This window comes from Pseudoalteromonas luteoviolacea NCIMB 1942, from assembly GCF_001625595.1.
Taxonomy (GTDB): domain Bacteria; phylum Pseudomonadota; class Gammaproteobacteria; order Enterobacterales; family Alteromonadaceae; genus Pseudoalteromonas; species Pseudoalteromonas luteoviolacea_A.
The window spans coordinates 98078-123945 of record NZ_AUXT01000150.1 but is presented as its reverse complement, the minus strand read 5'-3'; the positions used below and the strand labels follow the sequence as shown (position 1 = coordinate 123945).

The following is a 25868-nucleotide window of genomic DNA, read 5'->3' as shown; positions in this document are numbered from 1 at the left end:
AAGGGTTAATCAATGGCTTTTTGAGTTATAAGGGGACAGCCTTGCTTGAGCAAGGCCATAGGAAAGATATTATTTTGGCACTCGTTGGTCTGACTTTATAGTGACCACGCGTTGCGGGAAAGGAATTTCAATCTGAGCATTCTTAATTCCTGCATATATAGCCATATTAATATTGAGCTTATTCTCAATCAGCTCTGTGGTGGGAGTCCAATAGCGGTAGCTAATTACAATGGCGCTGTCAGAAAAAGACTCAATACCCACTTGAGGAATGGGGTCTTTTGCCACATATTCTTCGTTTTGCAAGATCGATCGGATTATTTCAATCGCTTTATCAGCGGGTGCGTTATACGCGATGCCAATTTCGCTTTCAATATGCGAGAAGTTGAATGAGTTATGTAGCACCTCTCCAATGATATGCTTGTTAGGTACCGTGATTTCAACTTTTTGCTCGTTAACTAAAATAGTGTAGCCAAGCTCTATCGACTTTACTTGACCACTTACATTTTTAACACTGATTGTGTCTCCAACCACGAATGGTCTAGTGGCAATGAGCGCAAGACCCGCGCCATAGTTGGATAGCATTCCCTGTACAGCCAAACCTGCGCCTAAAGAAGCTGCACCAATCGCTGCAACAAAGGGTGTGACGCTAATCCCCACTTTGCCCAAAGCAATGATTATGAACATACCAACAACCAACACCTTAACAACGTTAGCAACGAAGTTTGTCAGTGTGACGTCTATGTTATGCTTAAGCATTAATCGGCGTATGGTGTCTGCGAGCTTCTTGGAAAGCCACAGTCCTATGATGAGAATGACTATAGCGCCCAGTAATTGCATACTGTAGTCAAGTAAGTAATCTCGAATGAGGTCGTAGTACTTTTCAAATTGGGCGATTTCTTGCTCGATCAAGTTTGACTCCTTGTAATGCTGTGAGTGTTTTCTTATCTGCTTAAGCTACTGAGTATAGTAAACAATATAGGCACCCAAAATGCACTTATAATTGCGCTAATAATCATTGCTGCGGAAGCAAAAGCACCTGCTTGTGGGTGATACTCCATGGCGGTTGCTGTCCCAATTGCGTGGCAGCTTACACCTAGTGCAATGCCTTTTGCCTGGGGTTGCTTAATATTGCATGCCTGCAGCAAACCTAATCCGAAGACACTACCAAATATACCAATTAAAATAACCATCGCAGCGGCAATACTTGGAATACCGCCGATCATGTCGGTAATAAGGAGTGCTACGGGCGTTGTGACTGAAAGAGCCATCATTGATGCGGTTAGACTAGGTTCAATGCCAAATAGTGTGCAAAGCATATACGCAAGACTTGTCGAAAGGGTGATACCAATAAACGCACAGGCAATGAGTAGCCATAAAATCGGGCGAATAGCGTTGTACTGTGTGTACAAAGGGTAAGCGAGTGCCACGATCGCTGGTTCAAGCAGCATATTAATAGGCATACTGGCAAGGTAATAATCGTAGTAATTTACGCCGCTTATCAGCAGTAGGGCTGCAATGAGTAAAATACTGAGTAACACTGGGTTGAATAGAGCAAATGGTTTCTTATTGTGTAAGTTACGAATAACTATGAACAGGCTAAGTGTTGCAAGGCATACAATAAGGCTAATCACGATATCGCCCTTTACTGGCAAATTTACCAACAGCGACAATAGCAGCAGTGGGCAGGCAAACTAAGAGTATCGAGATGAGTAAGACGTTGCCTGCAATCAAGTTGAGGTAGTTAATCACACCGACCCCAACAGGAATAAAGAAAAATGCGAGATAGGCTATGAGTAGTTGGCTTGCAGACTTGATCCAATCTACGTGAATAATCCGACTTTGTAGGAGCGTAAAAAACATCAGCATACCTAGTAATGGAGCAGGTATGGGTAATGCACTTATTGCTACAATCATTCTAGCAGAGCAAAGACATATAATTACCACTAAAACGCCAAAAATAAATTGGGTAAAATGCGTTAAAAATGCTTTTACGTTTTGGGTCACTCAATTATCCCCATTCAAATTACTTCCATCTTCCTCGTTGATTGTAGGCACTGAACTCACTGCCTTTTACTCCATTCTTCATCGCAATACGCGTATTTTTTGAAGCGAGCAATTTTATTTGATACCAAGTCTCTTTCCAAAGCAATGCTCTTGATGGGGATTGATATGTTTGGTTGTATAGCAATTTGATAGCTGCCAGTGCGTCTGGCGAATGATGGTTGAGCGATGTAATATGCTTCGTTATATGCTCTTTGGGGTTGTCATCAATGGCGGTAATTAGCCCCATTTCTTTGGCCGTAAGCGCGTCGACACGCTGAGCTTCAAAGGCCAGTTTAAGGCCATGATCTTTTCTCAAATAGCTAGGTAAAATCACACTGGTTCCCATATCAGGGCAAAGTCCCCAGCGAGATTCCATAATGGCGAACTGGGCATCGGGTGTTGCAATTCTAAAGTCTGCGCCTAACGCTATATGCAAACCACCGCCAAGGCAGTTACCTTGTATTGCAGCGTAAACTGGCACAGGTAATGTACGCCAGCCAAGCACAACACGTTGCACGAGGTTTTGGTTTCCAGGAAATAGCTTGAACAGTAACTTTATGATTTGCATAGGGTGTTGCATTACGTTTTGAACATCTAACCCAGCACAGAAATGTTGACCGTCCCCATGCAAAATTACAGCACGTATCTGGCGGTTCTTTCTAATTTCTCTAATAATGTTATCCAGTGATTGGAACATATTGAGTGTTAAAGCATTTTGTTTGTTGGGGCGCGATAGCCTCACATTTGCAATGTGGTGGTATACGTCAATGTTTATCATAACCAATCCTGTAACTTTGTTGTTCTTCTATATTGTTTAGGTAGAGTTTTTACTCAGTATTGCATTGGAGGTAAAGGGTATTCAAGCAGATATTCATTGTTATTATCTGTTTAGCTTGTGTTCAGCTTAGCATTCTTTGCGCTGAAATCTGCACTCTGGCGTTAAATTTATTCAATACACCTAATACTTGTAGAAAATGAAATTGTGGTTTTGATATGATTAAGATAATGAAAATTTTTGGAGTTGCGTGCATGTCAGCGAGACTAGGTAGTATTGAAGAAGTGACCCATCAGGCATACGATATTTTTTTGGAATTAGCACCAGACAACCTTTCCCAAGAAGAGATTGATCTGTTTAATGAATATCGCGAAGAATTTGGCTTTATCGAAGAAAGCGATATCGATGATAGCTGGGAGGCGATTGTTGCTTTTGAGCAAGAAGCAGAACGTGAGCACTTCGTTCAAGTGATTATTGGTATTGAGTTTGAAGACTGTGATGATGTATTCGCAAAAGTACTCATTAGCCGTGACCTAGATGCACCATTTTGCCATGTGGTTTGGAAGCAACAGTAAAGAGAAGTTTGTTTAGTGAAAAATATGAAGTTGCTTTTGTATGCACCACTGTTGGTAGTTTGTACAAAAGTATATGCTGTAGACCCATTTGAAGATTTCCATAAATACGGGGAGCTATCAGAAGAAGAGATCCATGAATTGCACAAAGGTGAATTCTTATATGGAGATATAGAGTTCGGGTTTATAGCAAATAGTGGTAATACCAAAAACTCATCTTTTAAGCTGCAAAGTAATCTTTATCAAGACTTTCAACATTGGCGAAATCAGTTCAAGCTCGATGGCCATTATGCCAATGAAGAAAATACCGAGACAGGCGTTGATGATGAAACCGCGTCTCGTTATTTCCTTTCAGCTCAGACCAGCTACAAATTTGGCGTTGATAACGAGTCATTTTTTCTTTACGGGGATTACGAAGTTGATGAGTTTAATGGTCGAGAATATACAACGACTTTCGCGCTTGGTTATGGCAATAGGTTGTTCGAAGGCAGAAAGAATACGGTTGATTTCACAATTGGACCGGGTATATCAATGTATCGAGTTGACAATGACACAGAGCTTGAGTTTGGGCAAAAGCGTGTAGAGCGTGGTGAGCTTCTAAGGCTATCACTTCAGTGGGAACGTAATATCTCAAAGCGTACGCGATTTAACCAGGACTTTAGCTATGTGCAATCGGTTTCAGGTTTAGGTGGACGCGGCTTTGCAGAAACATCGCTGATTAGCCAAGTTATTGAAGGTTTGTCACTTAAGGTTTCTTATACTTATCGGTATAATTCTAAGCCTGAAGAAGATAAACGCAAAGTAGACACCGAATTAGGTGTGACGTTCGTATACAGTTTTGATTGAGGCAATATGTATCAAAAGACACAACTCGCTTGGGCGATCTGGGGAATCTTAGCTTGGTTGAGCACATTTGTAGTAATGGGGGCCGTGCTACTGGGCCATAACCTCGGCGTCTTGGCTTTTGGCATTATTTTGGTGCTGGTTGCTTTTTTCTTTTATGGTTTAACAATTGAAGTAGATCCAAAGAGTAAGCAATTACGCTGGTGGTTTGGACCTGGAATTGCCAAGAAAACATTGTGCTTTGATGACATTGATGAAGTTAAATCGGTAACCAACTCGTTTCGTCATGGGATTGGCATGCGTATTTCGCATGACGGTTGGGTGTACAGCGTATCTGGTTTCAAAGCAATTGAAGTTAGTATGCTAGATGGCACTAAGTATCGATTAGGCACCGCAGATCAACAGGGGCTGTTAGAAGCCCTGAAAGATAATGTAAAAGAAGAAAGTGAAGTAGAAGAAGTTAAAGAAGAAAAAAGCGCCCTATAGGCGCTTTTTTTAGTGGTCGTGACCGCATCCATCTGCACTATGCACATGGCCGTGTGCTAGCTCTTCATCAGTGGCTGTACGAACACCTATAATTTCAACGTCAAAGTGTAACGTGATGCCTGCAAGAGGGTGGTTACCATCTACGATTACTTCGTCTTCTTCCACACCAATTACGATAACAGCCTGTTCACCCTCATCTGTTGTAGCACGAAATTGCATACCAACTTCGACTTCGATACCTTCAAACATACTTTTTGGAACCGCTTGGGTAAGATTGTCATTTCTTATGCCGTAGCCTTGCTCTGGTTCGACAGTAACACTGACCTGATCGCCAGCTTGCTTATCGATAAGTGCGTCCTCTAAGCCTTTAATAAGAAAGCCCGTTCCAATGATAAACTCAAGCGGTTCTTCATCGAACGTGTTATCAATGCTGTTTTGGTCGTCATCCAGAACAGAGTAATGCATTTTGACCACAGTATTTTGGGCAATTTTCATAGTTTTTCCATTAATTATCTTCTATAGAGTAAGGCAGAGCCTTTATATGTAGCGCTACAGAGGAGTTACCTTTAGGCCTCAATATCGCTGATTGCTGTAAATCATTTGGCAACACTGCGAGTGCATAGTAAACATGTGCTTGCGTATCATAAGACTGATGAACGACTTTGCCAGCTCTACGCCAATTATCTTGTTCAAGCTGCATTTCAATATCTTGAAATTGAATCGGCTCTTGAGATTCACCATGTACGATAAACATTGCGCGTTTGTTCTTACCAAGGTAACGCATACGAGCAACTGTTTCTTGACCAGTATAGCAGCCCTTTTTGAAGCTTATGCCATTCAGGGTTTGTAAATTGACCATCTGAGGCACAAACTCATCAATGACATTGTCATTCAGTTGTGGCTCACCTGCGAGAATGCCGGCAATTTCAAACTGAGATGGATCAGACTCTAATTCCAATGCCTCTGGTAGTTTTTGATTTGCTTCCAAGATTAAGATAAGGCGATTGCTATCAAGTTTAAGTGCCTTACCTGCGCCAAAATTGCACGCGTTTTCATCGTCATTGAATTGAAGCCCCAAGGTTGCACTCAAGCCTTCTAACTCGTCACTCAGTACGCCAAAACATAGGTGGTCTGGCATCGTGATATCGACATTGGCAAACACGCCATACTTGTTAAGTTCACGATGTGATGCTTCCGCTTCTTGTTGGGATCCCAATAAGAGGTAATTTCCATTCAGCGAAAAAACTCGCATAGCGGACCAAAGCTTACCTTTTGGACTACAATGCCCAGTCCACAAGAAGTTGTTGTCTTTAACTAGGTTAATATCTTGCGTGACCTGACCATGCAGGTAGCTGAGCTTGTCAGGTCCTGATATTGAGAGCAGTTTAAAAGGGAGTTGATATGCTTTGGCCATCTTACTGATCCTGAATATTTTGTTTTCGATATGTTACCTGATTAATGGGGAGTGAGGTAGGCAAAAGCAAGATAAAATGACAACTGTTCTTAATACTGATGAAGTTGTATTCAACTGGGGTCTAAGGCTCGAGGGTGATCAAGGTCAAACATTATCAGATAGAATTTTAAAGCGCCTAAAGTATCGGTTATACTGGGCGCGATATTCGAGTAATTAAAACAAGAGGTATGCCGGTAATATGGCCCAATTGTATCCTAAAGCACGTATTAAGTGGGCATGTCGCAGAGGCATGTTAGAGCTTGACGTATTGCTAGAGCCATTTGTAGAAGAAGCTTATGATCGGCTCAGTGATGAAGACAAAATGGTTTTTCAGCGTTTATTGGAAGTGGAAGACCCCGATTTATTCGCGTGGTTTATGGGACATGAAAAGTGCCCACACGCCGATTTAGGTCAAATGGTGCAATTTATTCTTGACCGGGTCCGCGTTTAGTATCGAATTTAAGAATAACACCCCAGATCACAAAATAGTTGTGGTCTTTTTTTTATGTCTATGGTTTGCCGTGCTTTTGTTTGCCCCAGATTTATGGTGGCTAGGAGTGCTTCTTTGTAGTCTTGGCTTTGTTGATGCGAGAAAACGCATTCGCAGCGCAATGCCTGAGCATGGGAACATTCAAATTCAAGAAGGTGAAACATGGTTGCTGATCACTGATACAACATTAGTCGTGCAAGGTGAGGTAGCTTCAGCTCGGCGATACGCGAGCTGGCTTGTGATTTCTGTAAAAACAGATAGTGGTACTAAGCGTGTGGCTTTTCTTGCCAGCGCGATGGATGAAGCAAGTTGGTCTCACTTCAATCGCATTGTACTGGCAAGCCATTAAACGACTATTTTTTAGGTTCGAGTATCGTGGGTTTCGGATTTTGTTTTTGCTCAGGAAAGTCAATCGTGTAATGCAGTCCTCGACTCTCCGGTCTGGCGAGAGCGCTTCTGATAATGAGCTCAGCTACTTGTACTAAGTTTCGAAGTTCTAGTAAGTTATTACTGACTCTAAAGTTTGCGTAGTACTCTTGGATTTCTTGTTGCAATAGCTCTACACGTCGCAAGGCACGCTCAAGACGTTTAGTTGAGCGAACGATACCGACGTAATCCCACATAAACAGTCGAAGTTCATGCCAATTATGGGTAATCACGACTTCTTCATCAGAATCACATACTTGGCTTTCATCCCAAGGCTTAAGTTCCTGAAGGTCAGAATGAGCACTAATATTGGAAAGAATATCCTGTGCAGCGGCATGTGCAAAAACAATACATTCTAGCAAAGAGTTGCTGGCCATACGGTTAGCCCCATGTAGTCCCGTATAAGCAACCTCACCCACGGCATACAGGTTACCGATGTCGGTTTTGCCATTGAAGTCTGTCATTACTCCACCGCAGGTATAATGCGCGGCTGGCACAACCGGAATAGGTTCTTTGGTAATATCAAGTCCGACACTTAAACATTTGGCGTAAATCGTGGGGAAGTGTTCAATAATGAAATCTTTGTTTTTATGGGAAATATCAAGGTAAACGCAGTTTGCGCCGAGGCGTTTCATTTCATAGTCGATTGCACGAGCAACGACATCACGTGGCGCGAGTTCTTCACGTTCATCAAAGTCGGGCATAAAGCGGGTGCCATCTGGACGCTTTAGGTGAGCCCCCTCACCGCGCATTGCTTCGGTGATTAAAAAGTTTTGTAGCTCTGGGTGGTACAAGCTAGTCGGGTGGAACTGATTAAATTCCATATTTGCAACTCGACAGCCAGCGCGCCAAGCCATTGCAATACCATCACCACTGGAGACGTCAGGGTTGGATGTATAAAGGTAGACTTTACTCGCTCCACCAGTTGCAAGTGCCACAAACTTTGCTGAAATGGACTCTACTCGATTTTGCTTACGGTTGTAGACGTATAAGCCTTTTACGCGCTTAGGATCGACGTTCTTTTCTGTAATTAAATCTATGGCATTGTACTGCTCAAGAACTGAAATATTGGGGTTTTCAAGCACGCGTTCAACCAATGTTGTTTGCACAGCCTTACCTGTCGCATCAGCTGCATGGAGAATACGTCTATGGCTGTGTCCGCCTTCTCGGGTGAGGTGATATCGTTCTTTCCCTTTGCTGTCGAACTCCATATCAAATGGCACACCTTGTTCAATAAGCCATTTTAAGCATTTTTTTGCATTTGACGCTGTGTAATGAACAGCTTCTCGGTCACATAACCCACCGCCTGCAGCCAGTGTGTCCTCAACATGAGACTCAATGCTGTCATTTTTTTTGTCGAATACCGCGGCAATGCCACCTTGTGCATAAAGGGTTGAACCTTCCTTTAAGTCTCCTTTACTGATTACAGTTACTTGGCAATGATTAGCCAAAGAAAGAGCGAGGCTGAGTCCAGCGGCGCCGCTACCGACAATAATAACATCTGTCTGATGCTGCATTTTTTTCTTCATGTTAGTGGTTCTTAGCGTTTAAAGTTTTATAACAACTACATTGTGAACTATCATCATATATCATTTAAGCAAGCTTTATTAGAGATATAAATAGTAGTTGTGTATCGTCTAGGACGAAGTAATACGGACTATTTTAAAAAAAATATTAAAAAAACAGAACTTTTTATTCATGGCGCAGTCAGACTAGCTGTAAAATGATGGCAACAATGCGCAAAAACAAGTAATAACAAAGAGGAGTACCGGCTCGAATGAACGAGCAGGATTTGGATTTAGAATTAGTTAGAAAAGTTCAGCAAGGAGATAAAAACGCCTTCAACCTTCTGGTTGCCAAGTATCAAAATAAGGTAGCGGCGTTGATATCTCGTTATGTATCTAACTCAGGTGATGTTGCCGATGTGGCACAAGAAGCGTTTATTAAGGCGTACAGAGCCTTACCCAACTTTAGAGGGGATAGTGCTTTTTATACTTGGTTATATAGGATCGCTGTAAACTGCTCTAAGAATTATTTGGTATCTCAGGGCCGTAAGGCACCTGCAAGTGATATAGATGCTGAGGAAGCGGAAGTTTATGATGGCGCGGAGCAGTTAAGATCTAATGCTTCTCCAGAAAGCTTGCTCCTTAGTGACGAAATCAAAGCTGTGATTTTTCGAACGATAGAAGAATTGCCCGATGACCTAAAAACAGCCATTACCTTGAGAGAAATTGAAGGAATGAGCTATGAAGAGATAGCCGTTATTATGGAATGTCCAGTTGGCACGGTGAGATCTCGTATTTTTAGGGCTCGAGAAGCTATAGATAAAAATATTAACCCACTCATAGGTAAAAATTAAATGACGCAGTCAAAGTTTAATGTGAACAATGAAGAAGTGACGTCGGAGATTTTAGACGGAGAATGTGCATTAAATGGGAGCAACCAAGCGCAATTAGATGCGCAAAAGTTTGCTCGCTACGCATTGATTGGCGATGTAATGCGCCAAAAAGAGCAGTCGACACCATGTATTGACATCACTTCTAGTGTCGCAGCGGCACTTGCCGATGAGCCTGTTTACAACGCAACCGAGACTACGACTGCGAAACAAAGTGATGACGAAAAAGTCGTTCAAATGTCATTTTGGCGTCGTCCAATATCGCAAGTCGCCATTGCTGCAAGTGTTGCTTTGTGTACCGTCGTTGGCGTAAATAACTTCATGCCACAAAACGCAGTTGATACGCACTCATCTGTGTTACAATCTACGCCATTAACAGGTTTTGTGGCCCCAGTAAGCTTCTCTGCAGAGCAACCAGCACTGCAATCAGCTGATCAAGGGCTTAGAGAGTTACAAAAACAACGCATTGGTGCTTTGGTACTTGAGCATCAACGCCAGTCTAGAATGGCGCACGCGCTTTCGCAAAATACTGCTCAGGCAGAAAAGGAACAGCAAGAGGAAAAATAAACCTTGATGAAATGGCTCTCGGTAGTACTGAGCTTGTTTTTAACAACTCAGATTTATGCCAACGAAACGATTAATGCTCGCCAGCTACTAAAAGATATGTCACTGGCTGTGCAGGAACGTAATTTTGACGCCTCTTTTGTTGTTGTTAAAGGAAAAGGCATGGAACCTTATAGATGGATCCATGGCCAAGTGGAGCAAACCGATCTTGAAATTTTAACACTGTTGAATGGCGCTGGGCTTGAGGTAGTAAGAGTTGATGATGTTGTTACTTACTTTGAGCCTCAAACTGAACCGTATTCAGTGAATACAGATGCCATCGCAGGGCCAATTCCTGAGGTATTGCTTCGGGACATCGATGCACTAAACGAAAGCTACGAATTTGTGCTTGGTGGAAAAGAGCGAATTGCGGGACGTCCAGCGCAGTTGGTTCGCTTAGTTGCTAAAGACGAGAATAAATATAACTATTGGTTATGGGTTGATTTACAGTCGGCATTATTACTAAAAGCTGCTTATGTTAACCAACGCTCTGAAGTATTAGAGCAACTCCAATTGACGCACATTAGCGTAACGGAAAAACCTGCCAGCCAACTTTTAGAGTTGCATGAGCGTGACTTTCCTCAACCCTCTTCGAGCAAAGAGCTGCAAGCACAGGCAAAGCAGCAAAATAATTGGCAAATAGCTTGGTTACCAAAAGGGTTTAAGTTATTAAAATCTGACAGACATAAATTGGATTTAAATAATGAACTCGCGGATTATTTCCTCTATTCAGATGGGTTAGTAGAGATATCTGTGTTTGTGCAAAGGCCTCTTTCTGGACAAAGAGCTAGTGGCGCACTGACTTCTGGTGCAACAACAGTCTATGTTCATAATGCCGGTGCGTATGATGTATCGGTTGTAGGCAAGGTCCCGGTTGACACAGCAAAAGCGATTGCTGAATCGGTTAAGCGCGCTTTATGATTGAGCAAACACTGACAGTCTCAGAGTTAAAGAACAACACAGCGTGGCTGGTTTCTGAACAGAAGCCAGCTTGCGAGGGTTGCAATGGCAAGTGCGGCTCACAAGTATTTAGTAAACTCTTCGGCACCCACAAAAAAGCGTTTCCAATGCCACTCACACAGCCTCTTCAAGTTGGGCAAAAAGTAAAACTCGCGCTCGATGATAGTCAAGTCGTGCAGCATGCTTTTTGGGTGTACTTATTACCGCTCGTTATGGCATTCATTGGCATGTTTAGTGCCTTGCTTTTGTTCTCTCTCCCTGAATCAGGTCAGATAGTCAGCGCAGCAATTTTTGCGTTTTTGGGCTTTTTAATCGCCAAAAAGAAGGGTGAAAGCCTAAAGCACGACATAAAAGTGATAAAAATTTATCCAATTAGCCTTCCAGTGACGCAAATAGATGGTGATTAACTCAAATAAATTGTAAAATCGGCGTTTAATCTCTATTTGTGAATAACAGAAGTTTAGAATCCAGTATATGAAGCATATCCGTAACTTTTCAATTATAGCCCATATAGATCATGGAAAATCGACACTTTCGGACCGCTTAATCCAGGTATGCGGTGGCTTGTCAGACCGCGAAATGCAGCAGCAAGTACTGGATTCAATGGAACTTGAGCGTGAGCGTGGTATTACGATCAAGGCGCAAAGTGTAACCCTGAACTATAAAGCCCAAGATGGCGAAACTTATCAGTTAAACTTTATCGACACCCCAGGACACGTAGACTTCAGTTATGAAGTGTCGCGCTCTTTAGCTGCCTGCGAAGGTGCGCTATTGGTAGTGGATGCAGGGCAGGGTGTAGAAGCTCAGACACTTGCAAACTGTTACACCGCAATTGAAATGGACTTAGAAGTCGTTCCAATTCTAAATAAAATTGATTTACCGCAGGCAGATCCGCTGCGCGTTGCAGAAGAAATTGAAGAAATCGTAGGTATCGAGGCACTAGAAGCTGTTCAGTGCAGTGCGAAAACAGGCCTAGGCATCGATGCAGTACTAGAAGAAATTGTTAAAGAAATTCCACCGCCAGAGGGCGATGTGAATAAACCTCTGCAAGCTTTGATCATTGATTCATGGTTTGACCCTTATCAGGGTGTCGTATCATTGGTGCGTATTAAGCATGGTGAGTTACGTAAGGGTGAAAAAATTAAGATCATGTCTACGGACCAAGTCCACATTGTAGACAAAACCGGTATCTTCACACCGAAGCAAACTGACACAGGTGTGCTGACTACGGGCGAAGTAGGCTTTATTATTGCCGGTATCAAAGATATTCATGGTGCGCCAGTAGGTGATACCATCACACTTGCAAAAGCACCTGCTGAAGAAACCCTGCCAGGTTTCCTGAAAGTGAAGCCTCAGGTTTATGCGGGTATGTTCCCAATTTCATCTGATGAATATGAGAACTTTCGTGATGCGCTGAATAAGCTAAGCCTAAACGATGCCTCATTGTTCTTCGAGCCTGAAAACTCAACGGCTCTAGGTTTTGGCTTCCGCTGTGGCTTCTTAGGCATGCTACACATGGAGATTATCCAAGAGCGTCTAGAGCGTGAATACGACATGGACCTAATTACAACTGCGCCAACTGTAGTGTATGAGGTTGAGACAAAAGAGGGCGTAATTCAAATTGATAATCCATCAGACTTACCTCCGGTCAATGACATTATTGAAATTCGCGAGCCTATTGTTGAAGCCAATATTCTTGTACCACAAGAGTACCTTGGTAATGTCATCACTTTGTGTGTTGAGAAACGTGGCATGCAGACTAAGATGAGTTATCACGGCAATCAAGTTGCGGTCACTTATGAGATCCCGATGTCTGAAGTGGTGATGGATTTCTTCGATAAGTTGAAATCAACAAGTCGAGGTTTTGCTTCACTTGACTATAACTTCAAGCGCTTCCAGACGTCAGACATGGTTCGTTGTGATATTTTGATTAACGGTGATAGAGTCGATGCATTAGCAATCATTGTTCACCGTGATAACTCGCAAAGCCGAGGGCGTCAGTTGGCTGAAGCTTTAAAAGAGCTTATACCAAGACAAATGTTTGATATTGCTATTCAAGCGGCAATTGGTAATCATGTAATTGCACGTACTACCGTTAAACAGTTACGTAAAAACGTAATCGCGAAGTGTTATGGTGGTGATGTGAGTCGTAAGAAGAAGCTCTTGCAGAAGCAAAAAGAAGGTAAGAAACGTATGAAACAGTTAGGTAATGTTGAAGTACCACAAGATGCGTTCCTTGCGATATTAAAAGTAGGTAAGTAACAGGAATTATTATTTATGGCAGGTTATTTTTCGGTCTTTCTCGTGCTGTTAACTTTGGGATCGGGCCTGATCTGGTTGATAGATCACTTAGTTTATGCACCAAAGCGTAAGGAGCGTATCGCGCTTGCCCAAGGAGCTTCAGAGCAGCCTTTGGAGCAAGATGTTATTGATCAGATTGCGCCGGTGCCTGCCATAACTGATAGTGCGAAGTCTATTTTTCCAATGATTGCGGCGATCACGGTATTTCGATCGTTTATCTTCGAGCCTTTTCAAATTCCGTCAGGCTCAATGATGCCAACATTATTGGATGGAGATTTCATTCTCGTTCAAAAATACGCATATGGTATTAAAGACCCCGTTTGGCGTTCTCAGCTTGTTGATGTTGAAGACCCTAAACGTGGTGATATTGCTGTATTTAAGTTTCCTTTGGACGAGCGTATTGACTTTATCAAGCGTATTGTCGGTTTACCTGGCGACCGTATTGTTTATCGCAATCGCCAACTTTTCATTAATCCGAAGTGTGAAGATGGGGCGCAAAACCGAGATGGGTTGGTGTGTGGTGAATTCAACAAGATTGACGTAGAAATTGTTAATCGTGATGAGTTCCAGCAAGGCTCCATGCCACTAGTACGTTTGACAGAATCTTTACCAGATGTTGAGCATGACATTTTAATTAATCCGAAAGCTTTAGAATTGTCAGAGCGCTATTACCAGCAAGCTGGGACACGCCGAGACGAATGGGTCGTACCAGAAAACAGCTACTTCGCCATGGGCGATAACCGAAACAACAGCCAAGACAGCCGTATGTGGGGCTTTGTTCCTAAAGAGAACTTAGTAGGTAAAGCTGTATTTATCTGGATGAGTTTTGATTTTGAGAATGGCCCAGATAGCTTGTTGCCAAGATGGGTTCCAACAGGGGTTCGTTTCGAACGCCTAGGTAATATTCAGTAACAATGAAAAAGAACGTCACAGAATTATATAAAAAAATCGGCTATGATTTTGCAGATCAGGGCTTGCTTGAGCAAGCTATGACTCATCGTAGCCATAAAGGTCAACATAACGAGCGCCTAGAATTTCTAGGCGATTCTATTTTAAGTTTTGTTATTGCTGATGCGCTGTATCACAAGTTTCCAAAAGCGCGTGAGGGCGATCTAAGCCGCATGCGCTCGACGCTTGTTCGAGGCCAAACGCTCGCTGAATTTGGCGTTGAATTTGGCTTAGGGGACTACTTACGTTTAGGTCCTGGTGAGCTTAAAAGCGGTGGTTATCGCCGTGAATCTACTTTGGCAGATGCTGTGGAAGCGATTATTGGCGCGGTGTTTTTAGATTCAGACATCGAGACCTGTAAGGCGCTTGTATTAAAATGGTATCAGAGCCGTTTGGAGGCAATTTCACCTGGGCATAACCAAAAAGACCCGAAGACTTTACTGCAAGAGTATTTGCAGGCAAGAAAGCTGCCTTTACCTGCTTATCAAGTGATTGATACAAAGGGACAGGCGCACAATCAGACATTCACGGTTGAGTGCTCTGTTAAAGGGATGGATAGTATTATCTCTGTCGGTAGCTCACGTCGCAAAGCTGAGCAAAAAGCCGCTGAACAAGCATTGAAGATTTTAAAAGATGAATCCTAATACCCATTGCGGCATGGTGGCCATTGTTGGTCGTCCAAATGTCGGTAAATCAACGCTGTTGAACAAAATTGTTGAACAGAAAGTGAGTATCACATCTCGTAAGCCTCAAACGACGAGGCACCGTATTATGGGGATCCATACCGAAGACAACTATCAGGCTGTCTACGTGGATACACCTGGATTACATATTGATGAAAAGCGCGCGATTAACCGGTTGATGAACCGAGCAGCCAGTAGCTCTATCGGTGATGTGGAGCTTATCATTTTTGTTGTTGAGGGGACTTTGTGGAACCAGGACGATGAAATGGTGCTAAACAAGGTTAAAGACAGTGGCCGTCCAGTTTTGGTTGTAATGAATAAGAGCGACCAAGTAAAGGACAAAGAAGCCATCCTACATCATATGCAGTGGCTCAGCGAGCAACACGAATTTATTGGTATTGTGCCTGTTTCTGCTAAGATCGGTAAGAACATTGATATGGTCAAAGAAGAAGTTAAAAATCGCTTACCTGAGTGTGAATTTTACTTCCCAGATGACTATGTTACCGATCGCTCTATGCGCTTTTTATCAGCAGAGATTGTCCGCGAAAAGCTAATGCGTTTTATGGGTGATGAGTTACCTTACTCAGTAACTGTAGAAATTGAGCAGTTTAAGTGGCAAGACAATGGCGTTTGGCAAATTAACGCATTAATACTCGTCGAGAGACAGTCACAAAAACGTATGGTGATCGGAAATAAGGGTGAAAAGCTTAAAGTGATAGGCCGCGAAGCAAGAAAAGACTTAGAAGACATGCTTGATAACAAGGTATTCTTGGAGTTATGGGTAAAAGTGAAATCTGGCTGGGCGGATGATGAGCGCGCACTTCGCAGCTTAGGGTACGGAGAAGATTGATTGGATAGTGACTTTCGGCAAGCATATTTGCTTCATCGGCGACCATATAGAGATTCGCAAGTGATGCTAAATATGCTGGTCGAAGGCATTGGGCAACTTTCCATGGTTGCCCGTATAAAAGGTAAGAGGGCGCTCAGGCAAAATGCGTCTTTACAACCTTTCACATGCTTGCTGATAAGATTTGCTGGCAAGTATGATTTAAAATACCTGAATGATTTTGAGATCCACTCTCCGCCACTGTTATTGAAAGGTATTCATCTCTATTGTGGCTTTTATTTAAATGAGTTATCACATCGAATTATCCCAACAAATGAGCCTTTAGATCACGCATTCGAGTTATATCAAACTCACTTAAAGCAGTTATATGCAGCTAATCAAACAGTGGTAAACTCAAACGAGCATGATAAAGCAGCGGTGAGTGAACAGATCGAGGGAATACTTCGTAACTATGAGTTTCAATTGCTATGTGAATTAGGCTTTGGCGTCGAGTTTGATTACGATGCGTTTGGCGAGCCAATAGATGCTTCTAGGTATTATCAGTTTGTGCGTGAGGTGGGGTTTTGCCCGAGTGAAGATGTTCAGCGCAGTTTTTCCGGCAAGACGCTCCTTTCTATTGGTCAGGGTGAATACCAATCACAAACAGCCAGAAGGCAGGCTAAAGCACTGAGCCGATATTTATTAAAACCACTGCTTGGAAGTAAACCACTGAAAAGCAGAGAATTATTTCAACCAAGGTAGAACAATGAAAGATATTTTATTGGGTGTTAACGTAGACCATATTGCCACGCTAAGACAAGCGCGTGGCACTAGCTACCCAGATCCGGCACACGCCGCGGCTGTAGCCGAACATGCGGGTGCAGATGGCATTACTATTCATTTACGTGAAGACCGTCGCCATATTCAGGATAGAGATGTATATGTGATGGCAAAAACAATTCAAACGCGAATGAACCTTGAGATTGCTGTGACGGATGAAATGTTAGATATTGCTTGTGAGGTCAAACCTGAGTATGTCTGCCTTGTGCCAGAAAAACGTGAGGAACTCACCACTGAAGGTGGTTTAGACGTTATTGGTAATCAACAAAAGGTCGCTGATGCGGTTGAGAAACTCGCTGAGGCTGGTATTAAAGTGTCGCTGTTCATTGATGCAGACAAAGCACAGATTGATGCAGCAAAAGCGACTGGTGCGCCTTACATTGAAATTCATACCGGAGCTTATGCGGACGCACATTCTGATAGTGAACAAAAAGCCGAATTAGAGCGCATTCGCGAAGGTGTACAATATGCGTATGGCTTAGGTATAGTTGTAAATGCAGGACACGGCCTTCATTATCATAACATCAAGCCAATTGCTGAGATGACTGAGATCTACGAGTTAAACATTGGCCATGCCATTATTGCACGTGCAGCGATTGATGGCTTGGAAAAAGCGGTTAGAGATATGAAACGCTTGATGCTTGAAGCGCGTCAAGCTTAGGTTTTACCGCTTTTCAAATAAAAACCCCAGCTGTGTAGCTGGGGTTTTTATTTATGCTTGTTCTGCTAGATAGTCAATAACGACCTGATGATGCTCTTTGGTCTTAAATTTATTGAATACGTGCTTAACTTTACCGTCTTTACCAACTAAGAAGCTGATGCGGTGAATACCATCATACTCTTTACCCATAAACTTTTTTAAGCCCCAAACGCCAAATCCATCTGCAATAGCATGGTCTTCGTCTGAGAGTAGGTCAAAGTTCAATTCTTTTTTTGTTTCGAAGTTCTTTAACTTTTTCACAGGATCTGGGCTGATACCTACAGCAACTGTATTGTATTGAGCAAGCTGCTCTTTGTGGTCGCGTAATTGCTCTGCTTGAACGGTACATCCAGGTGTTAGAGCTTTCGGGTAAAAGTAGACCAATACCTGGCTGTCGCCAAGCAGTGTGTTCAGTTCTACAGTTTCACCATTTTGATTTTCAAGTTTAAAACTAGGTGCGTTATCACCTGCTTGTAATGTATTCATTTATGATCCTTAGCGAATGCGTCTGAAAACATAGTTTACGTTTGAAATACCAGAAAGTTCTTCAAACTTTTCTTTAAATTTATCAAAGTCTAATTCTGAAGGCGTATTAAACTCCAGAAGGCAGCTCATGTGCATTTCGCTTTGTTCTTCATAAGTATCCGACTTTAGAGAACAAATGCTCATGTTTTGCTCTGCAAAAAAACGTGTTACGCGGCTGAGTGTACCTTGAGTGTCTAAGCCTGAGTATTTTAATGTATACCCAGCGCCATATTCATTTTCTGTATGACTTGAGGTGCGTTTCATCATTGTCATAAGACCAAGCTCAACGCTTTTAACAGGAAGCGTATGCTCGACCCGACTAATTGCGGCCATGTCGCCAGACAGCAACATGATAAACGTAAATTCGTTACCCAAAATCGCAATTCGACTATCAATGATGTTGCAGTTACTTTCGCTCACCAACTGGGTGAGTTCGCTTACTATACCGGATCTATCTTCCCCGATAGCAGTTAAAACAAGTTGGTGTGAAGTAAAAGTAGTCATTTCGACATCCTAGTGAGCCTTTGCCAAATTGAGTTATGGAGACTGGTTTTTAGTTATATGACGGCGAATACTATCACAGTTTAATACTGAGTCCCACCGCTGAAGATGGGTTGCGGCAGTGCTCTTAGTACAATTCAAGCTTACTATTCTTGTGTTTGCAGGGTTTGCCAAGTAACATAGTGCAAATTTTGAGAAAATTATCTGTCACTCCAAAACAAAATTATTGAGTTTGGCAGTGAACCATTTCAGCAATCCTTAATCTTAAGTGAAAGAATAATTATATAACGGGTTTGCTAAGGAGTTTTATTAGTGCAGTATTGGGTCCCTAAAGCGCTAACACTAAGCGTTGTACTTGGTTTATCAGGTTGTAGTGTTTTTACCAACGACGCTCATCAAAAGAAAAACTATCGAGTTCACGAGGCTGTGCAAGTTCCAGCAGATCTTGAGCAACCTTATCAAGACCAAGAATTCAAAATGAGTGTTGCCACTTATGCCAATGATTCAGAAGCTAAAGGTTTTCGTCCACCTCAGCAAGTACTAACGCTTGCAAAAGGCAGCTGGGCTGAAGACAAAGAAGATGTCGCGCGTATTTATTTTGATAAAAACGATGGTATTGAATCGTTAGACGGTTTTATTTGGCGTGTTGTTGAAAATGTGATCAGCAACCACGAAACAAGGATAAGTAAAGATAACCGCAACCAAGGTACAATCGTGACAGATTGGTATTCTTTGATTAAGGCAGAAGAAGGTTGGTTTTGGGAAACTGAGACAGAAGCATCAAGGCATCGTTTTGAATTTGTACTGACTCAGAAAGAGCACCAGAGGACTGCGTCTTTGGAAGCTAAGCTTGTCGATTATCAAAGTGACAATGTTCCCCTTAATGAGCTTTTACAGCAACAACTGGAAGTACGTGCAATCAATGAAGTGGTAGCAGAGTTTGATTATCAATACCGCTTGTTACAAGTTGAAATGCGTAAGCAACAGGGCTTACTTTCATTAGATCTCGGATTTGATAACGAAGGCAATGCAGCACTCATCACGTTGGCTGATCGCAGCACAGTGATGGAAAGGTTATCTAACTTCTTAGAAAGGGTGAACTTTACCGTTATCAGAATTGATAGTGATAGCAATGAAGTACTTGTGAGATACGAAGCACCAGAAAACAGTGTCTGGGACTCTATCTGGGGCGAGGAAATGACGACTCTTGCTATCCCTGATGGCGACTATACGATTAAAGTTGGCACAACAGGTGATGAACAAACATCTCTAACATGGTTTGATGCGGAACGTAATGTACTGGATGCAGCAACTATGGGAACTCTTCAACAAGGGCTTGTTGAGGCGTTAAGAAACCGCGGACTAAGTATATAATTACAAACCGCTAAACTAAAGTAGTTCAGAAAAGAGCATTCGCTCTTTTCTTTTTTTTGTGGGTAAAGAAATGATGCCAGATACAACGCATTCTTCACAAGTGAATTGGCGAATTTGGTTCGCTTTTTTGGTGCCGTCGCTGATAGGTGTTTTTCTGTTTATGACACCTGTTCCTGATGGCGAAGCAATGACAATTCCTATTGCAAAACTTGCAAAAGCATTACAGGAGTTAACGGGACCAATTATACATGCATTGATTGTATCAATCGTTTGCATTACAGGTGTTTTAAGTGTTGTTGTAAAAGTATTTAAACCAAAACCTTTGCTGCAAATAGACTTAATTAGACACTTATTTGATGTTAGCTGGTTGTGGGTTGCCACCCGCTTATTTGGCATGACTTTTATTATCATGACATTTTTCCAAGTTGGCCCTGAGTTAATTCATTCAAAATACACCGGAGCACTGGTATTAAATGATTTATTACCAGTTCTGTTTTCCGTGTTTGTCTTGGCCGGTTTACTATTACCATTATTACTTAATTTTGGCTTGTTAGAGCTTGTTGGTACATTATTGACAAAGATAATGCGACCAGTATTTGGTGTTCCGGGGCGCAGTGCTGTCAATTGTGTTGCATCTTGGTTAGGCGATGGTAGTGTTGGTATTTTGATGACTTCTCGCCAATATGAAGACAAGCACTATACGCAACGAGAAGCAGCCATCATTGGCACAACCTTTTCAGCCGTATCAATTACGTTTTGTCTGGTCGTGATTGGGCAAGTAAAGTTGGAGCATTTATTTGCACCATTTTATTTGACTGTATGCGCTGCGGGTATTGTTGCAGCAATTATAGTACCTAGGTTGCCACCTCTAAGCTTCAAAAAAGATCTTTATGTGGATGGTTCAACTCACAACGAAGATTTAGAACTTGTACCCGAAGGAAAGACTCTATTTGGGCACGCGCTAGATGTTGCGCTTGATAAGGCACATAAAGCACCAGGGGTGAAGGGCACTGTAAAAGAAGGTGTCTATAACGCGCTGGATATGTTGTTTGCCGTGTTGCCAGTTGTTATGGCAGTGGGTACGTTTGCGCTTATCATTGCAGAAGAAACGCCCGTTTTCCAGTTCTTGGGTCAGCCATTCATACCTTATCTAGAGTTACTACAAGTGCCTGAAGCCGCTAAGGCTGCTGAAACCATAGTTGTTGGTTTTGCTGACATGTTTATCCCATCAATTCTAGCTGCCGGTAGTATCGAAAGTGACGTCACTCGCTTTATCGTGGCCGCGCTGAGTGTTACTCAATTAATTTATATGTCTGAAGTTGGGGCGTTACTGTTGGGCAGTAAAATACCAGTGAATATCTTTGAATTATTTGCTGTATTTGTTTTAAGAACCCTCGTGACTTTGCCTGTGATTGCATTGATGGCTCACTGGTTGGTAGGGTGATAATCGAGGCAGAGGATCTCAACTATGATCCTCTGTCTTAATCTTTGTGATTATTTGTGCCTTCTTGGTCTTCCTCGCTTTTCTCTTCCTCACCTTTTACTTGTTTGTCGATTTTGTTTTTTACGTTGAATTTTGTGGCGTATTTTAAAAGCGTGATATTACCAATGATGTAGCCAAGTACAGCGACAATAATCAATATTACTTGCCAAGTTTCCAGCTTTTCTTCACCCATTAAGTCGCTCTCATGTCATATGTTGTTCAGGTTATGTAAACTTCTGATAAATACTCTAGAAGTTACATGTGAGAGTCTACTAAAATCACTTTAATTGTTCGACCAATAATAATTGTAAATAGTGTGAGATATTCGCAGCATTTTAATTTTACAATTGGTATGATCGGCGATAATGAAAGTGATGCAAATTATTGCAGGCTTTCAAAAGCATCTTATTTTCTGATTATTAAATGGTTTGTGCATCCATGGAGCAAGTTTTAATTTGGCCTTCTCAGTTTCCATTGCTATTAAAAGGGCTTGTTGAAGACAATGGCGCCTTTATTTTAGACGCCTTAGAGGCGTGGCCAGAGTGCGAAGCTATTAAGGATGAACAAGGTGTGGTATCTCAGGTATTACCACCGATTTTTTATGTAGCTTGGCTTCAACCACTAGACCCTTTTGAGTCTTGTTTTTTTCAACATATTGATGAGTATGGCGTAGAAGAGCATCAGTATGCCGCTGATTTATTGCAACATATTTCAGCTGCTGGGATGAGCCAAGATGAGCTAACACTTAAGTTATTAAGTGGCTTAGCTCGATATTCGAGTATTAAGGCACAGGCAAAGTTACAATCGAAAGTTTCATTTACGGATTTACTGCTAAAAAATAAGCAATATAAAACATTGGCTTGGTTACTTGAGGGAGACTTTAAACTTACCCCGACCCAAGCTTGTGAATTCTGGATATATGGAGCAACAACTGCGAGAGAGAGCTTGTCGGCTTGTTATCAGAATGCGTTACAAAACCTGTCTCAAACTCAGTTAGAAGCCGTTAGAAGGCTTAATGAGGGTGAAGATTGTGACGGGCTTCTAAATCATTTATGCAATAAAGAAGAGCTGTTGCATATATTGGATAATGCGTTACTTGAACAAGTGATGTCGGGCACTGCAAAGCAGTCGAACATGATGTCTTTAATCGCAAAGGGAGCTAAAGGGCACGGTAAAGATAGTGCCGGCAAATCTGCGATGATGTGGATAGTTGAAAAAGGGTTCGTCAGTGCTGCAAAAGCGCTGAGTAGTTTTCACTGCGCGGTGTCACTTGATGATCTTGGCAGAAACCTGATGCATTATGCGGTGCTGTCTAATTCGAAGCCGATGCTAGAGATAGTTGAGGGAATGGGCGTGGATCCGCGACTAGCAGACATATCGGGTTGTACACCATATCGTTTAGCATCGGATAATCAATCGGTGAGTGCCAAGAAGTATCTTGAAAAACGCGGTATTATTGAGCTCAGCGATGAAGCAAAGTACCTGCGAATACTTAGAGTATACTTGCTAAAAGCTTTGGTTGTAGTGTTGTTGCCCGTTCAAATGGCATTGTTTTTCGATGCCGGGCAAGATAACAAGCTCTCCATGATCATACTGTTATCCAGTTGTACCTTGTTTATCTTTGCGATTGCACGATTGCTAAAAGGTAGGAAGTTATTTCCCAATACAAGGTTACCTTTTACACTAATATGTCTCGGTGCATTGAGCTGGTTGAGTTTGGCTATTCAAGCACTGTTTACAGTGATGATGTGTTTAGCGGTGATGAGCAGTTAACTGAGAGTTCAAAGTGTTATCGGCAGGTGTTGTCCTGCCGTATTAAAAAGATCACTGATCGAGCGGGATATCAAAATCAGCTGGCTTTTCAAAATCGCCCGATATACTTACTAGCTTATCGTTTTCAAAATAAACCGTTAAACTTTTACGTACCTCAGAGCCACGGTCAATATTAAATACATAATTATAGTGCCACTTGCTAGAATCAAAAGCGTCTTTGGCTACAGGAGTACCAAGCACGTACATTACTTGTTCTCTGCTCATTTGAACTCTGAGCTTGTCAATATCTGATTGCTCTAGAAAGTTACCCTGAGGAACATTGATCCTATAAACCCAGCTTGAACAACCGGACAAAAAAACACTCATTATGGCGGCGGTTAGCCAAGTTAAAAGGAGTTTATTGTACTGCATGTATATGTGTATCCTTATTTTTGGTTATTACGAATGATACAGATTGCATAAAGAAGGTAAAGTAGATTGTGCATTTCGACAGCTTAATTTACGAAAAGTTTCTAAAAGTGAGAAATATGATAGTGATTGTTGATAAACAAGCAGAGACAAATTGGCTTTTATATATTGTTGAAAATGCTTTAGGCCATTGGTACACAGGCATTACGAATAATTTGGAACGAAGGCTTGCCCAACACAGCTGTGGTAAAGGGGCAAAAAGCCTAAGAGGGAAGGGGCCCCTTAAGTTGATTATTGCTATATCGGGCCTCACTAAAAAGAACGCTGCTAGGTTGGAGTGGCAAGTCAAGCAGCTGAACAAGCGACAAAAAATTCAGCTGGTGTCTGAGACGCTTGTTGTAGCCAGCGATCGAACTAAACCTGTTATTGATTGTGACACCTGTGATAGCTTTTCTAGATTGATTTTATCTAATGAGTCATCCATGGAGTGATGGTGTTTATCGACACCAGAGCCAAAGTAAATAAAAGGGATCTTGGCACGGTGAAATGGATAATGATCACTGGCGCGAAGCCAATCAATTTGTGGAGCGTTTAATCTTCGAGCCATTCTTTTTGAAGAAAAATATAAATTGAGTCGTACACATTGAGTGCCGAAGTGACTTTCAATCTGCTCTTGCATTGGTTTAAAGTCGCGAGACGCAAGTGCATATAACGTATTTCGCTTTTGAATATTGAGCATATCCAAGTTGATATTCATGGATACGGGGACTTTGCCAAGTTGAGATACAAAATGCTTTGCGCCATGAAGGCCTTTTTCTTCTGCGTCGGTAGCGACGAACACAAGGTCTCTTTCAAACTCTACGTTGTTTAGGCGTCTTGCGATATCCATCATCACAGCAACGCCAGTAGCATTGTCGTTTGCACCTGGGTAGTGTCTATATCCATTGCCCCCTAAATGATCATAGTGTGCTGTGAAAATAATAGCTGGTTGACATTGCTCTAACGTACAGGGTTTTGTGGCAACTATGTTGTGCCCTGTTCCAGTCTCAAAGAAGCCACGCTTAAATTCGAAGCTAGAAAGCTTTACATCTAATTCCAGCTTTTCAAATTGCCTCATAATATAATAGGCACTGCGATGGGGTGATTGAGCACCCGAAGGGCGCCCTTCAAATTCGGCACTTGTTAATATTATCATATCCCTGTCAAGCGCAGAGGAGAGTGCATGTTGAGGCTGTAAAAGTAATAAAAGGATACTAATTCTTAGCCACTGCATCTAGCCACTCCAACTTCCCTCGATACTGTAATTTATTGTGTTTGAATTGAGAAAGTGCAAGTGCACGCCGCAAATGTCGTTTGGTTAGCTCCAGCTTACCTAATGAATAATAGGCCTTGGCAAGTGCAAAATGCCCTTCGTGCATCCTTTTATCCAATTTCAAAGCGTCACGATAGAAATTAATTGCTTTGACCGCATTTCCTTGTTCAAGTGCCTCGTTGCCTAATGTAATAACATAGTAAGGGTTACTTTTTCTTACCTGATATAGCTCAGTTCTAATTTGCTCCGCTTGCTCACTTCTATTAGTCATATTATATAATACAGCTAAGTTACCTTTGGCTGTGTTGTTGTCGGCATTTAATGCCAATGCTTGATTGTACATATCTTCAGCAATGTCGAGATTTCCGTAAATTCGGTACAAAATTGCTAGATTAGCCCAAGCACTTGAGTACTGAGAGTCCATTTCAATGGCTGCTTGAAAGTAGCTAAATGCGAGGTCTTGCCTTCCTTCAACCATATGAATTGCGCCTTTATTGTTGTAAAACATCGCAGTAACACGGTCTTTTGTTATTTCAGAAGTTCTAAATGCTTGACGCCTACTATTGGGGTCAAAGTCAATAGTAAGTGTTCTCGGCTGCGTATGCAGAACATTTTTACCGATATGCTTAGTTCTGTCTTCATAGATTTTTAGGTTTATATGGCCACTTAAAAAGTTGTACCCTCGGCTACTAGCCCAATATTCAGGTACATGTACTTTTTGAAATTGACCTTTTAAATTCAGATATTCAGACAAGCTATAAGCCAAAATAGACAATGAGAGGCAGTTGGCATTCAAATTCTGGTATGCCTGCGATGCGGTTAGGTTTGCATCACTCATATATGAGAGGGTGTTATCACCGTTATCTAGCAAAAACTGCATAATGACTTGGGCGCTGCGCAACTCCGGTTGTTCATTTCGTTTAAAGCTTTGATTCAGTGTCTCAACAATACTTTTGTCTAGTAAGAAAATCTCTTCTTGGGTCTCAACAGGCAGTGCCTTGAAAGGGGTATTTTCTAGCAGGGTTAAATCGGCCCGGGGGGGATTTGTCGATTCACAGCCGATAATAAAAGCACTAGCAACACATAACAGAATGGTACTAAAAACGTTTTGATAACTTAACTTCATTTAAATTACTCCCAACTGCTTG

Annotated in this window: 32 protein-coding genes; 19 read left to right on the top strand and 13 right to left on the bottom strand. The window is 42.0% G+C overall.

From position 1 onward, the window contains the following. Positions 1-69: 69 nt before the first annotated feature. The 4 genes from N482_RS09780 to N482_RS09765 are packed head-to-tail and all read right to left on the bottom strand — an operon-like array spanning position 70 to position 2821. A complete protein-coding gene (locus tag N482_RS09780; RefSeq protein ID WP_063376855.1) occupies positions 70-909 on the bottom strand; it encodes a mechanosensitive ion channel family protein in 840 nt (279 codons plus the stop codon). A gap of 32 nt (positions 910-941) precedes the next feature. Further along, positions 942-1631 carry an LrgB family protein gene (locus N482_RS09775; RefSeq protein ID WP_063376854.1) on the bottom strand — a complete coding sequence of 230 codons (690 nt, stop codon included), beginning with the start codon at positions 1629-1631 and terminating at the stop codon, positions 942-944. Then, entirely contained in the window at positions 1624-2004 is a 381-nt protein-coding gene (locus N482_RS09770; RefSeq protein ID WP_063376853.1) for a CidA/LrgA family protein, read from the bottom strand. The genes N482_RS09775 and N482_RS09770 overlap by 8 nt, the downstream gene beginning before the upstream one ends. A gap of 19 nt (positions 2005-2023) precedes the next feature. Beyond that, entirely contained in the window at positions 2024-2821 is a 798-nt protein-coding gene (locus N482_RS09765; protein WP_063376852.1) for a crotonase/enoyl-CoA hydratase family protein, read from the bottom strand. A gap of 251 nt (positions 2822-3072) precedes the next feature. On the opposite strand from N482_RS09765, the gene N482_RS09760 reads away from it, so the two are divergent. The 3 genes from N482_RS09760 to N482_RS09750 are packed head-to-tail and all read left to right on the top strand — an operon-like array spanning position 3073 to position 4719. Then, entirely contained in the window at positions 3073-3393 is a 321-nt protein-coding gene (locus tag N482_RS09760; protein WP_063376851.1) for a DUF440 family protein, read from the top strand. A gap of 24 nt (positions 3394-3417) precedes the next feature. Next, positions 3418-4236 (top strand): DUF481 domain-containing protein, encoded by an 819-nt coding sequence (locus tag N482_RS09755; RefSeq protein WP_063376850.1) that lies wholly within the window; start codon positions 3418-3420, stop codon positions 4234-4236. 6 nt (positions 4237-4242) lie between these two features. Continuing rightward, a complete protein-coding gene (locus N482_RS09750; RefSeq protein WP_063376849.1) occupies positions 4243-4719 on the top strand; it encodes a hypothetical protein in 477 nt (158 codons plus the stop codon). Positions 4720-4728: 9 nt separating this feature from the next. Here the strand turns inward: N482_RS09750 and N482_RS09745 are convergent, their stop codons facing one another. Continuing rightward, complete coding sequence (locus tag N482_RS09745) at positions 4729-5214, bottom strand: FKBP-type peptidyl-prolyl cis-trans isomerase (RefSeq protein ID WP_063376848.1); 486 nt, start codon at positions 5212-5214, stop codon at positions 4729-4731. 10 nt (positions 5215-5224) lie between these two features. Continuing rightward, positions 5225-6133 carry a YgfZ/GcvT domain-containing protein gene (locus N482_RS09740; protein ID WP_063376847.1) on the bottom strand — a complete coding sequence of 303 codons (909 nt, stop codon included), beginning with the start codon at positions 6131-6133 and terminating at the stop codon, positions 5225-5227. A 238-nt stretch (positions 6134-6371) separates the two neighbouring features. Between N482_RS09740 and N482_RS09735 the strand changes: the two genes are divergently transcribed. Together N482_RS09735 and N482_RS09730 are read left to right on the top strand one after the other, a co-directional pair. Then, on the top strand, positions 6372-6623 hold the full coding sequence (locus tag N482_RS09735; RefSeq protein WP_063376846.1) for a succinate dehydrogenase assembly factor 2: 252 nt from the start codon (positions 6372-6374) through the stop codon (positions 6621-6623). A gap of 106 nt (positions 6624-6729) precedes the next feature. Further along, positions 6730-7011 (top strand): hypothetical protein, encoded by a 282-nt coding sequence (locus N482_RS09730; RefSeq protein ID WP_155730554.1) that lies wholly within the window; start codon positions 6730-6732, stop codon positions 7009-7011. Between the two features lie 4 nt (positions 7012-7015). Here N482_RS09730 and nadB read toward each other — a convergent pair whose 3' ends face one another. After that, positions 7016-8617, bottom strand: a complete 1602-nt coding sequence (gene nadB, locus N482_RS09725; RefSeq protein WP_063376844.1) for an L-aspartate oxidase — start codon at positions 8615-8617, stop codon at positions 7016-7018. Between the two features lie 248 nt (positions 8618-8865). Here nadB and rpoE point away from each other — a divergent pair, with 248 nt between their 5' ends. The 10 genes from rpoE to pdxJ all read left to right on the top strand — a co-directional run bounded on the left by rpoE (position 8866) and on the right by pdxJ (position 17305). Next, positions 8866-9447, top strand: coding sequence for an RNA polymerase sigma factor RpoE (gene rpoE, locus N482_RS09720; RefSeq protein WP_063371694.1), 582 nt, complete (start codon positions 8866-8868; stop codon positions 9445-9447). Continuing rightward, positions 9448-10050, top strand: coding sequence for a sigma-E factor negative regulatory protein (locus N482_RS09715; RefSeq protein ID WP_063376843.1), 603 nt, complete (start codon positions 9448-9450; stop codon positions 10048-10050). Between the two features lie 6 nt (positions 10051-10056). Then, a complete protein-coding gene (locus N482_RS09710; RefSeq protein WP_063376842.1) occupies positions 10057-11007 on the top strand; it encodes a MucB/RseB C-terminal domain-containing protein in 951 nt (316 codons plus the stop codon). Then, positions 11004-11453, top strand: coding sequence for a SoxR reducing system RseC family protein (locus tag N482_RS09705; protein WP_063376841.1), 450 nt, complete (start codon positions 11004-11006; stop codon positions 11451-11453). The genes N482_RS09710 and N482_RS09705 overlap by 4 nt, the downstream gene beginning before the upstream one ends. 67 nt (positions 11454-11520) lie before the next feature. Beyond that, entirely contained in the window at positions 11521-13308 is a 1788-nt protein-coding gene (lepA, locus tag N482_RS09700) for a translation elongation factor 4 (RefSeq protein ID WP_063376840.1), read from the top strand. Between the two features lie 15 nt (positions 13309-13323). Continuing rightward, positions 13324-14259, top strand: a complete 936-nt coding sequence (gene lepB, locus N482_RS09695; RefSeq protein WP_063376839.1) for a signal peptidase I — start codon at positions 13324-13326, stop codon at positions 14257-14259. Between the two features lie 2 nt (positions 14260-14261). Continuing rightward, on the top strand, positions 14262-14939 hold the full coding sequence (gene rnc, locus N482_RS09690; protein WP_063376838.1) for a ribonuclease III: 678 nt from the start codon (positions 14262-14264) through the stop codon (positions 14937-14939). Next, on the top strand, positions 14929-15828 hold the full coding sequence (era, locus tag N482_RS09685; protein WP_063376837.1) for a GTPase Era: 900 nt from the start codon (positions 14929-14931) through the stop codon (positions 15826-15828). The genes rnc and era overlap by 11 nt, the downstream gene beginning before the upstream one ends. Next, on the top strand, positions 15829-16566 hold the full coding sequence (recO, locus tag N482_RS09680) for a DNA repair protein RecO (protein WP_063376836.1): 738 nt from the start codon (positions 15829-15831) through the stop codon (positions 16564-16566). It abuts the gene before it with no gap. A gap of 4 nt (positions 16567-16570) precedes the next feature. Next, positions 16571-17305, top strand: coding sequence for a pyridoxine 5'-phosphate synthase (pdxJ, locus tag N482_RS09675; RefSeq protein WP_063376835.1), 735 nt, complete (start codon positions 16571-16573; stop codon positions 17303-17305). A gap of 51 nt (positions 17306-17356) precedes the next feature. Here pdxJ and bcp read toward each other — a convergent pair whose 3' ends face one another. Together bcp and N482_RS09665 are read right to left on the bottom strand one after the other, a co-directional pair. Then, on the bottom strand, positions 17357-17830 hold the full coding sequence (bcp, locus tag N482_RS09670) for a thioredoxin-dependent thiol peroxidase (protein WP_063376834.1): 474 nt from the start codon (positions 17828-17830) through the stop codon (positions 17357-17359). Positions 17831-17839: 9 nt separating this feature from the next. Continuing rightward, positions 17840-18373 (bottom strand): glycine cleavage system protein R, encoded by a 534-nt coding sequence (locus N482_RS09665; RefSeq protein WP_063376833.1) that lies wholly within the window; start codon positions 18371-18373, stop codon positions 17840-17842. A gap of 309 nt (positions 18374-18682) precedes the next feature. Here N482_RS09665 and bamC point away from each other — a divergent pair, with 309 nt between their 5' ends. Next, on the top strand, positions 18683-19744 hold the full coding sequence (bamC, locus tag N482_RS09660) for an outer membrane protein assembly factor BamC (protein ID WP_063376832.1): 1062 nt from the start codon (positions 18683-18685) through the stop codon (positions 19742-19744). 73 nt (positions 19745-19817) lie between these two features. Further along, on the top strand, positions 19818-21188 hold the full coding sequence (locus N482_RS09655) for a YjiH family protein (RefSeq protein ID WP_063376888.1): 1371 nt from the start codon (positions 19818-19820) through the stop codon (positions 21186-21188). A 37-nt stretch (positions 21189-21225) separates the two neighbouring features. Here the strand turns inward: N482_RS09655 and N482_RS09650 are convergent, their stop codons facing one another. Beyond that, entirely contained in the window at positions 21226-21420 is a 195-nt protein-coding gene (locus N482_RS09650) for a DUF2897 family protein (protein WP_063376831.1), read from the bottom strand. Positions 21421-21665: 245 nt separating this feature from the next. Here N482_RS09650 and N482_RS09645 point away from each other — a divergent pair, with 245 nt between their 5' ends. After that, entirely contained in the window at positions 21666-23000 is a 1335-nt protein-coding gene (locus N482_RS09645; protein WP_063376830.1) for an ankyrin repeat domain-containing protein, read from the top strand. Between the two features lie 51 nt (positions 23001-23051). Here the strand turns inward: N482_RS09645 and N482_RS09640 are convergent, their stop codons facing one another. Beyond that, positions 23052-23411 carry an outer membrane protein assembly factor BamE gene (locus N482_RS09640; protein ID WP_063376829.1) on the bottom strand — a complete coding sequence of 120 codons (360 nt, stop codon included), beginning with the start codon at positions 23409-23411 and terminating at the stop codon, positions 23052-23054. Positions 23412-23527: 116 nt separating this feature from the next. On the opposite strand from N482_RS09640, the gene N482_RS24280 reads away from it, so the two are divergent. After that, on the top strand, positions 23528-23899 hold the full coding sequence (locus tag N482_RS24280) for a GIY-YIG nuclease family protein (protein ID WP_081227863.1): 372 nt from the start codon (positions 23528-23530) through the stop codon (positions 23897-23899). On the opposite strand, the gene N482_RS09635 is transcribed toward N482_RS24280, so the two are convergent. Next, positions 23782-24603, bottom strand: coding sequence for a M20/M25/M40 family metallo-hydrolase (locus N482_RS09635; RefSeq protein WP_196765328.1), 822 nt, complete (start codon positions 24601-24603; stop codon positions 23782-23784). The genes N482_RS24280 and N482_RS09635 overlap by 118 nt on opposite strands. Before the next feature lie 58 nt (positions 24604-24661). Next, a complete protein-coding gene (locus tag N482_RS09630; RefSeq protein ID WP_063376827.1) occupies positions 24662-25846 on the bottom strand; it encodes a tetratricopeptide repeat protein in 1185 nt (394 codons plus the stop codon). Between the last annotated feature and the right edge of the window lie 22 nt (positions 25847-25868).

What these genes read in the sequence shown, in the direction of transcription:
- N482_RS24280 (WP_081227863.1), top strand. Translation starts at nt 23,528, where the DNA reads ATGATAGTGATTGTTGATAAACAAGCAGAGACAAATTGGCTTTTATAT.
- N482_RS09750 (WP_063376849.1), top strand. Translation starts at nt 4,243, where the DNA reads ATGTATCAAAAGACACAACTCGCTTGGGCGATCTGGGGAATCTTAGCT.
- N482_RS09710 (WP_063376842.1), top strand. Translation starts at nt 10,057, where the DNA reads ATGAAATGGCTCTCGGTAGTACTGAGCTTGTTTTTAACAACTCAGATT.
- N482_RS09635 (WP_196765328.1), bottom strand. Translation starts at nt 24,603, where the DNA reads ATGATAATATTAACAAGTGCCGAATTTGAAGGGCGCCCTTCGGGTGCT.
- rnc (WP_063376838.1), top strand. Translation starts at nt 14,262, where the DNA reads ATGAAAAAGAACGTCACAGAATTATATAAAAAAATCGGCTATGATTTT.
- era (WP_063376837.1), top strand. Translation starts at nt 14,929, where the DNA reads ATGAATCCTAATACCCATTGCGGCATGGTGGCCATTGTTGGTCGTCCA.
- N482_RS09755 (WP_063376850.1), top strand. Translation starts at nt 3,418, where the DNA reads ATGAAGTTGCTTTTGTATGCACCACTGTTGGTAGTTTGTACAAAAGTA.
- N482_RS09740 (WP_063376847.1), bottom strand. Translation starts at nt 6,133, where the DNA reads ATGGCCAAAGCATATCAACTCCCTTTTAAACTGCTCTCAATATCAGGA.
- N482_RS09765 (WP_063376852.1), bottom strand. Translation starts at nt 2,821, where the DNA reads ATGATAAACATTGACGTATACCACCACATTGCAAATGTGAGGCTATCG.
- N482_RS09715 (WP_063376843.1), top strand. Translation starts at nt 9,448, where the DNA reads ATGACGCAGTCAAAGTTTAATGTGAACAATGAAGAAGTGACGTCGGAG.
- lepA (WP_063376840.1), top strand. Translation starts at nt 11,521, where the DNA reads ATGAAGCATATCCGTAACTTTTCAATTATAGCCCATATAGATCATGGA.
- lepB (WP_063376839.1), top strand. Translation starts at nt 13,324, where the DNA reads ATGGCAGGTTATTTTTCGGTCTTTCTCGTGCTGTTAACTTTGGGATCG.
- N482_RS09705 (WP_063376841.1), top strand. Translation starts at nt 11,004, where the DNA reads ATGATTGAGCAAACACTGACAGTCTCAGAGTTAAAGAACAACACAGCG.
- rpoE (WP_063371694.1), top strand. Translation starts at nt 8,866, where the DNA reads ATGAACGAGCAGGATTTGGATTTAGAATTAGTTAGAAAAGTTCAGCAA.
- bcp (WP_063376834.1), bottom strand. Translation starts at nt 17,830, where the DNA reads ATGAATACATTACAAGCAGGTGATAACGCACCTAGTTTTAAACTTGAA.
- N482_RS09650 (WP_063376831.1), bottom strand. Translation starts at nt 21,420, where the DNA reads ATGGGTGAAGAAAAGCTGGAAACTTGGCAAGTAATATTGATTATTGTC.
- N482_RS09760 (WP_063376851.1), top strand. Translation starts at nt 3,073, where the DNA reads ATGTCAGCGAGACTAGGTAGTATTGAAGAAGTGACCCATCAGGCATAC.
- N482_RS09645 (WP_063376830.1), top strand. Translation starts at nt 21,666, where the DNA reads ATGGAGCAAGTTTTAATTTGGCCTTCTCAGTTTCCATTGCTATTAAAA.
- pdxJ (WP_063376835.1), top strand. Translation starts at nt 16,571, where the DNA reads ATGAAAGATATTTTATTGGGTGTTAACGTAGACCATATTGCCACGCTA.
- N482_RS09665 (WP_063376833.1), bottom strand. Translation starts at nt 18,373, where the DNA reads ATGACTACTTTTACTTCACACCAACTTGTTTTAACTGCTATCGGGGAA.
- N482_RS09655 (WP_063376888.1), top strand. Translation starts at nt 19,818, where the DNA reads ATGCCAGATACAACGCATTCTTCACAAGTGAATTGGCGAATTTGGTTC.
- N482_RS09640 (WP_063376829.1), bottom strand. Translation starts at nt 23,411, where the DNA reads ATGCAGTACAATAAACTCCTTTTAACTTGGCTAACCGCCGCCATAATG.
- N482_RS09735 (WP_063376846.1), top strand. Translation starts at nt 6,372, where the DNA reads ATGGCCCAATTGTATCCTAAAGCACGTATTAAGTGGGCATGTCGCAGA.
- nadB (WP_063376844.1), bottom strand. Translation starts at nt 8,617, where the DNA reads ATGAAGAAAAAAATGCAGCATCAGACAGATGTTATTATTGTCGGTAGC.
- N482_RS09745 (WP_063376848.1), bottom strand. Translation starts at nt 5,214, where the DNA reads ATGAAAATTGCCCAAAATACTGTGGTCAAAATGCATTACTCTGTTCTG.
- N482_RS09630 (WP_063376827.1), bottom strand. Translation starts at nt 25,846, where the DNA reads ATGAAGTTAAGTTATCAAAACGTTTTTAGTACCATTCTGTTATGTGTT.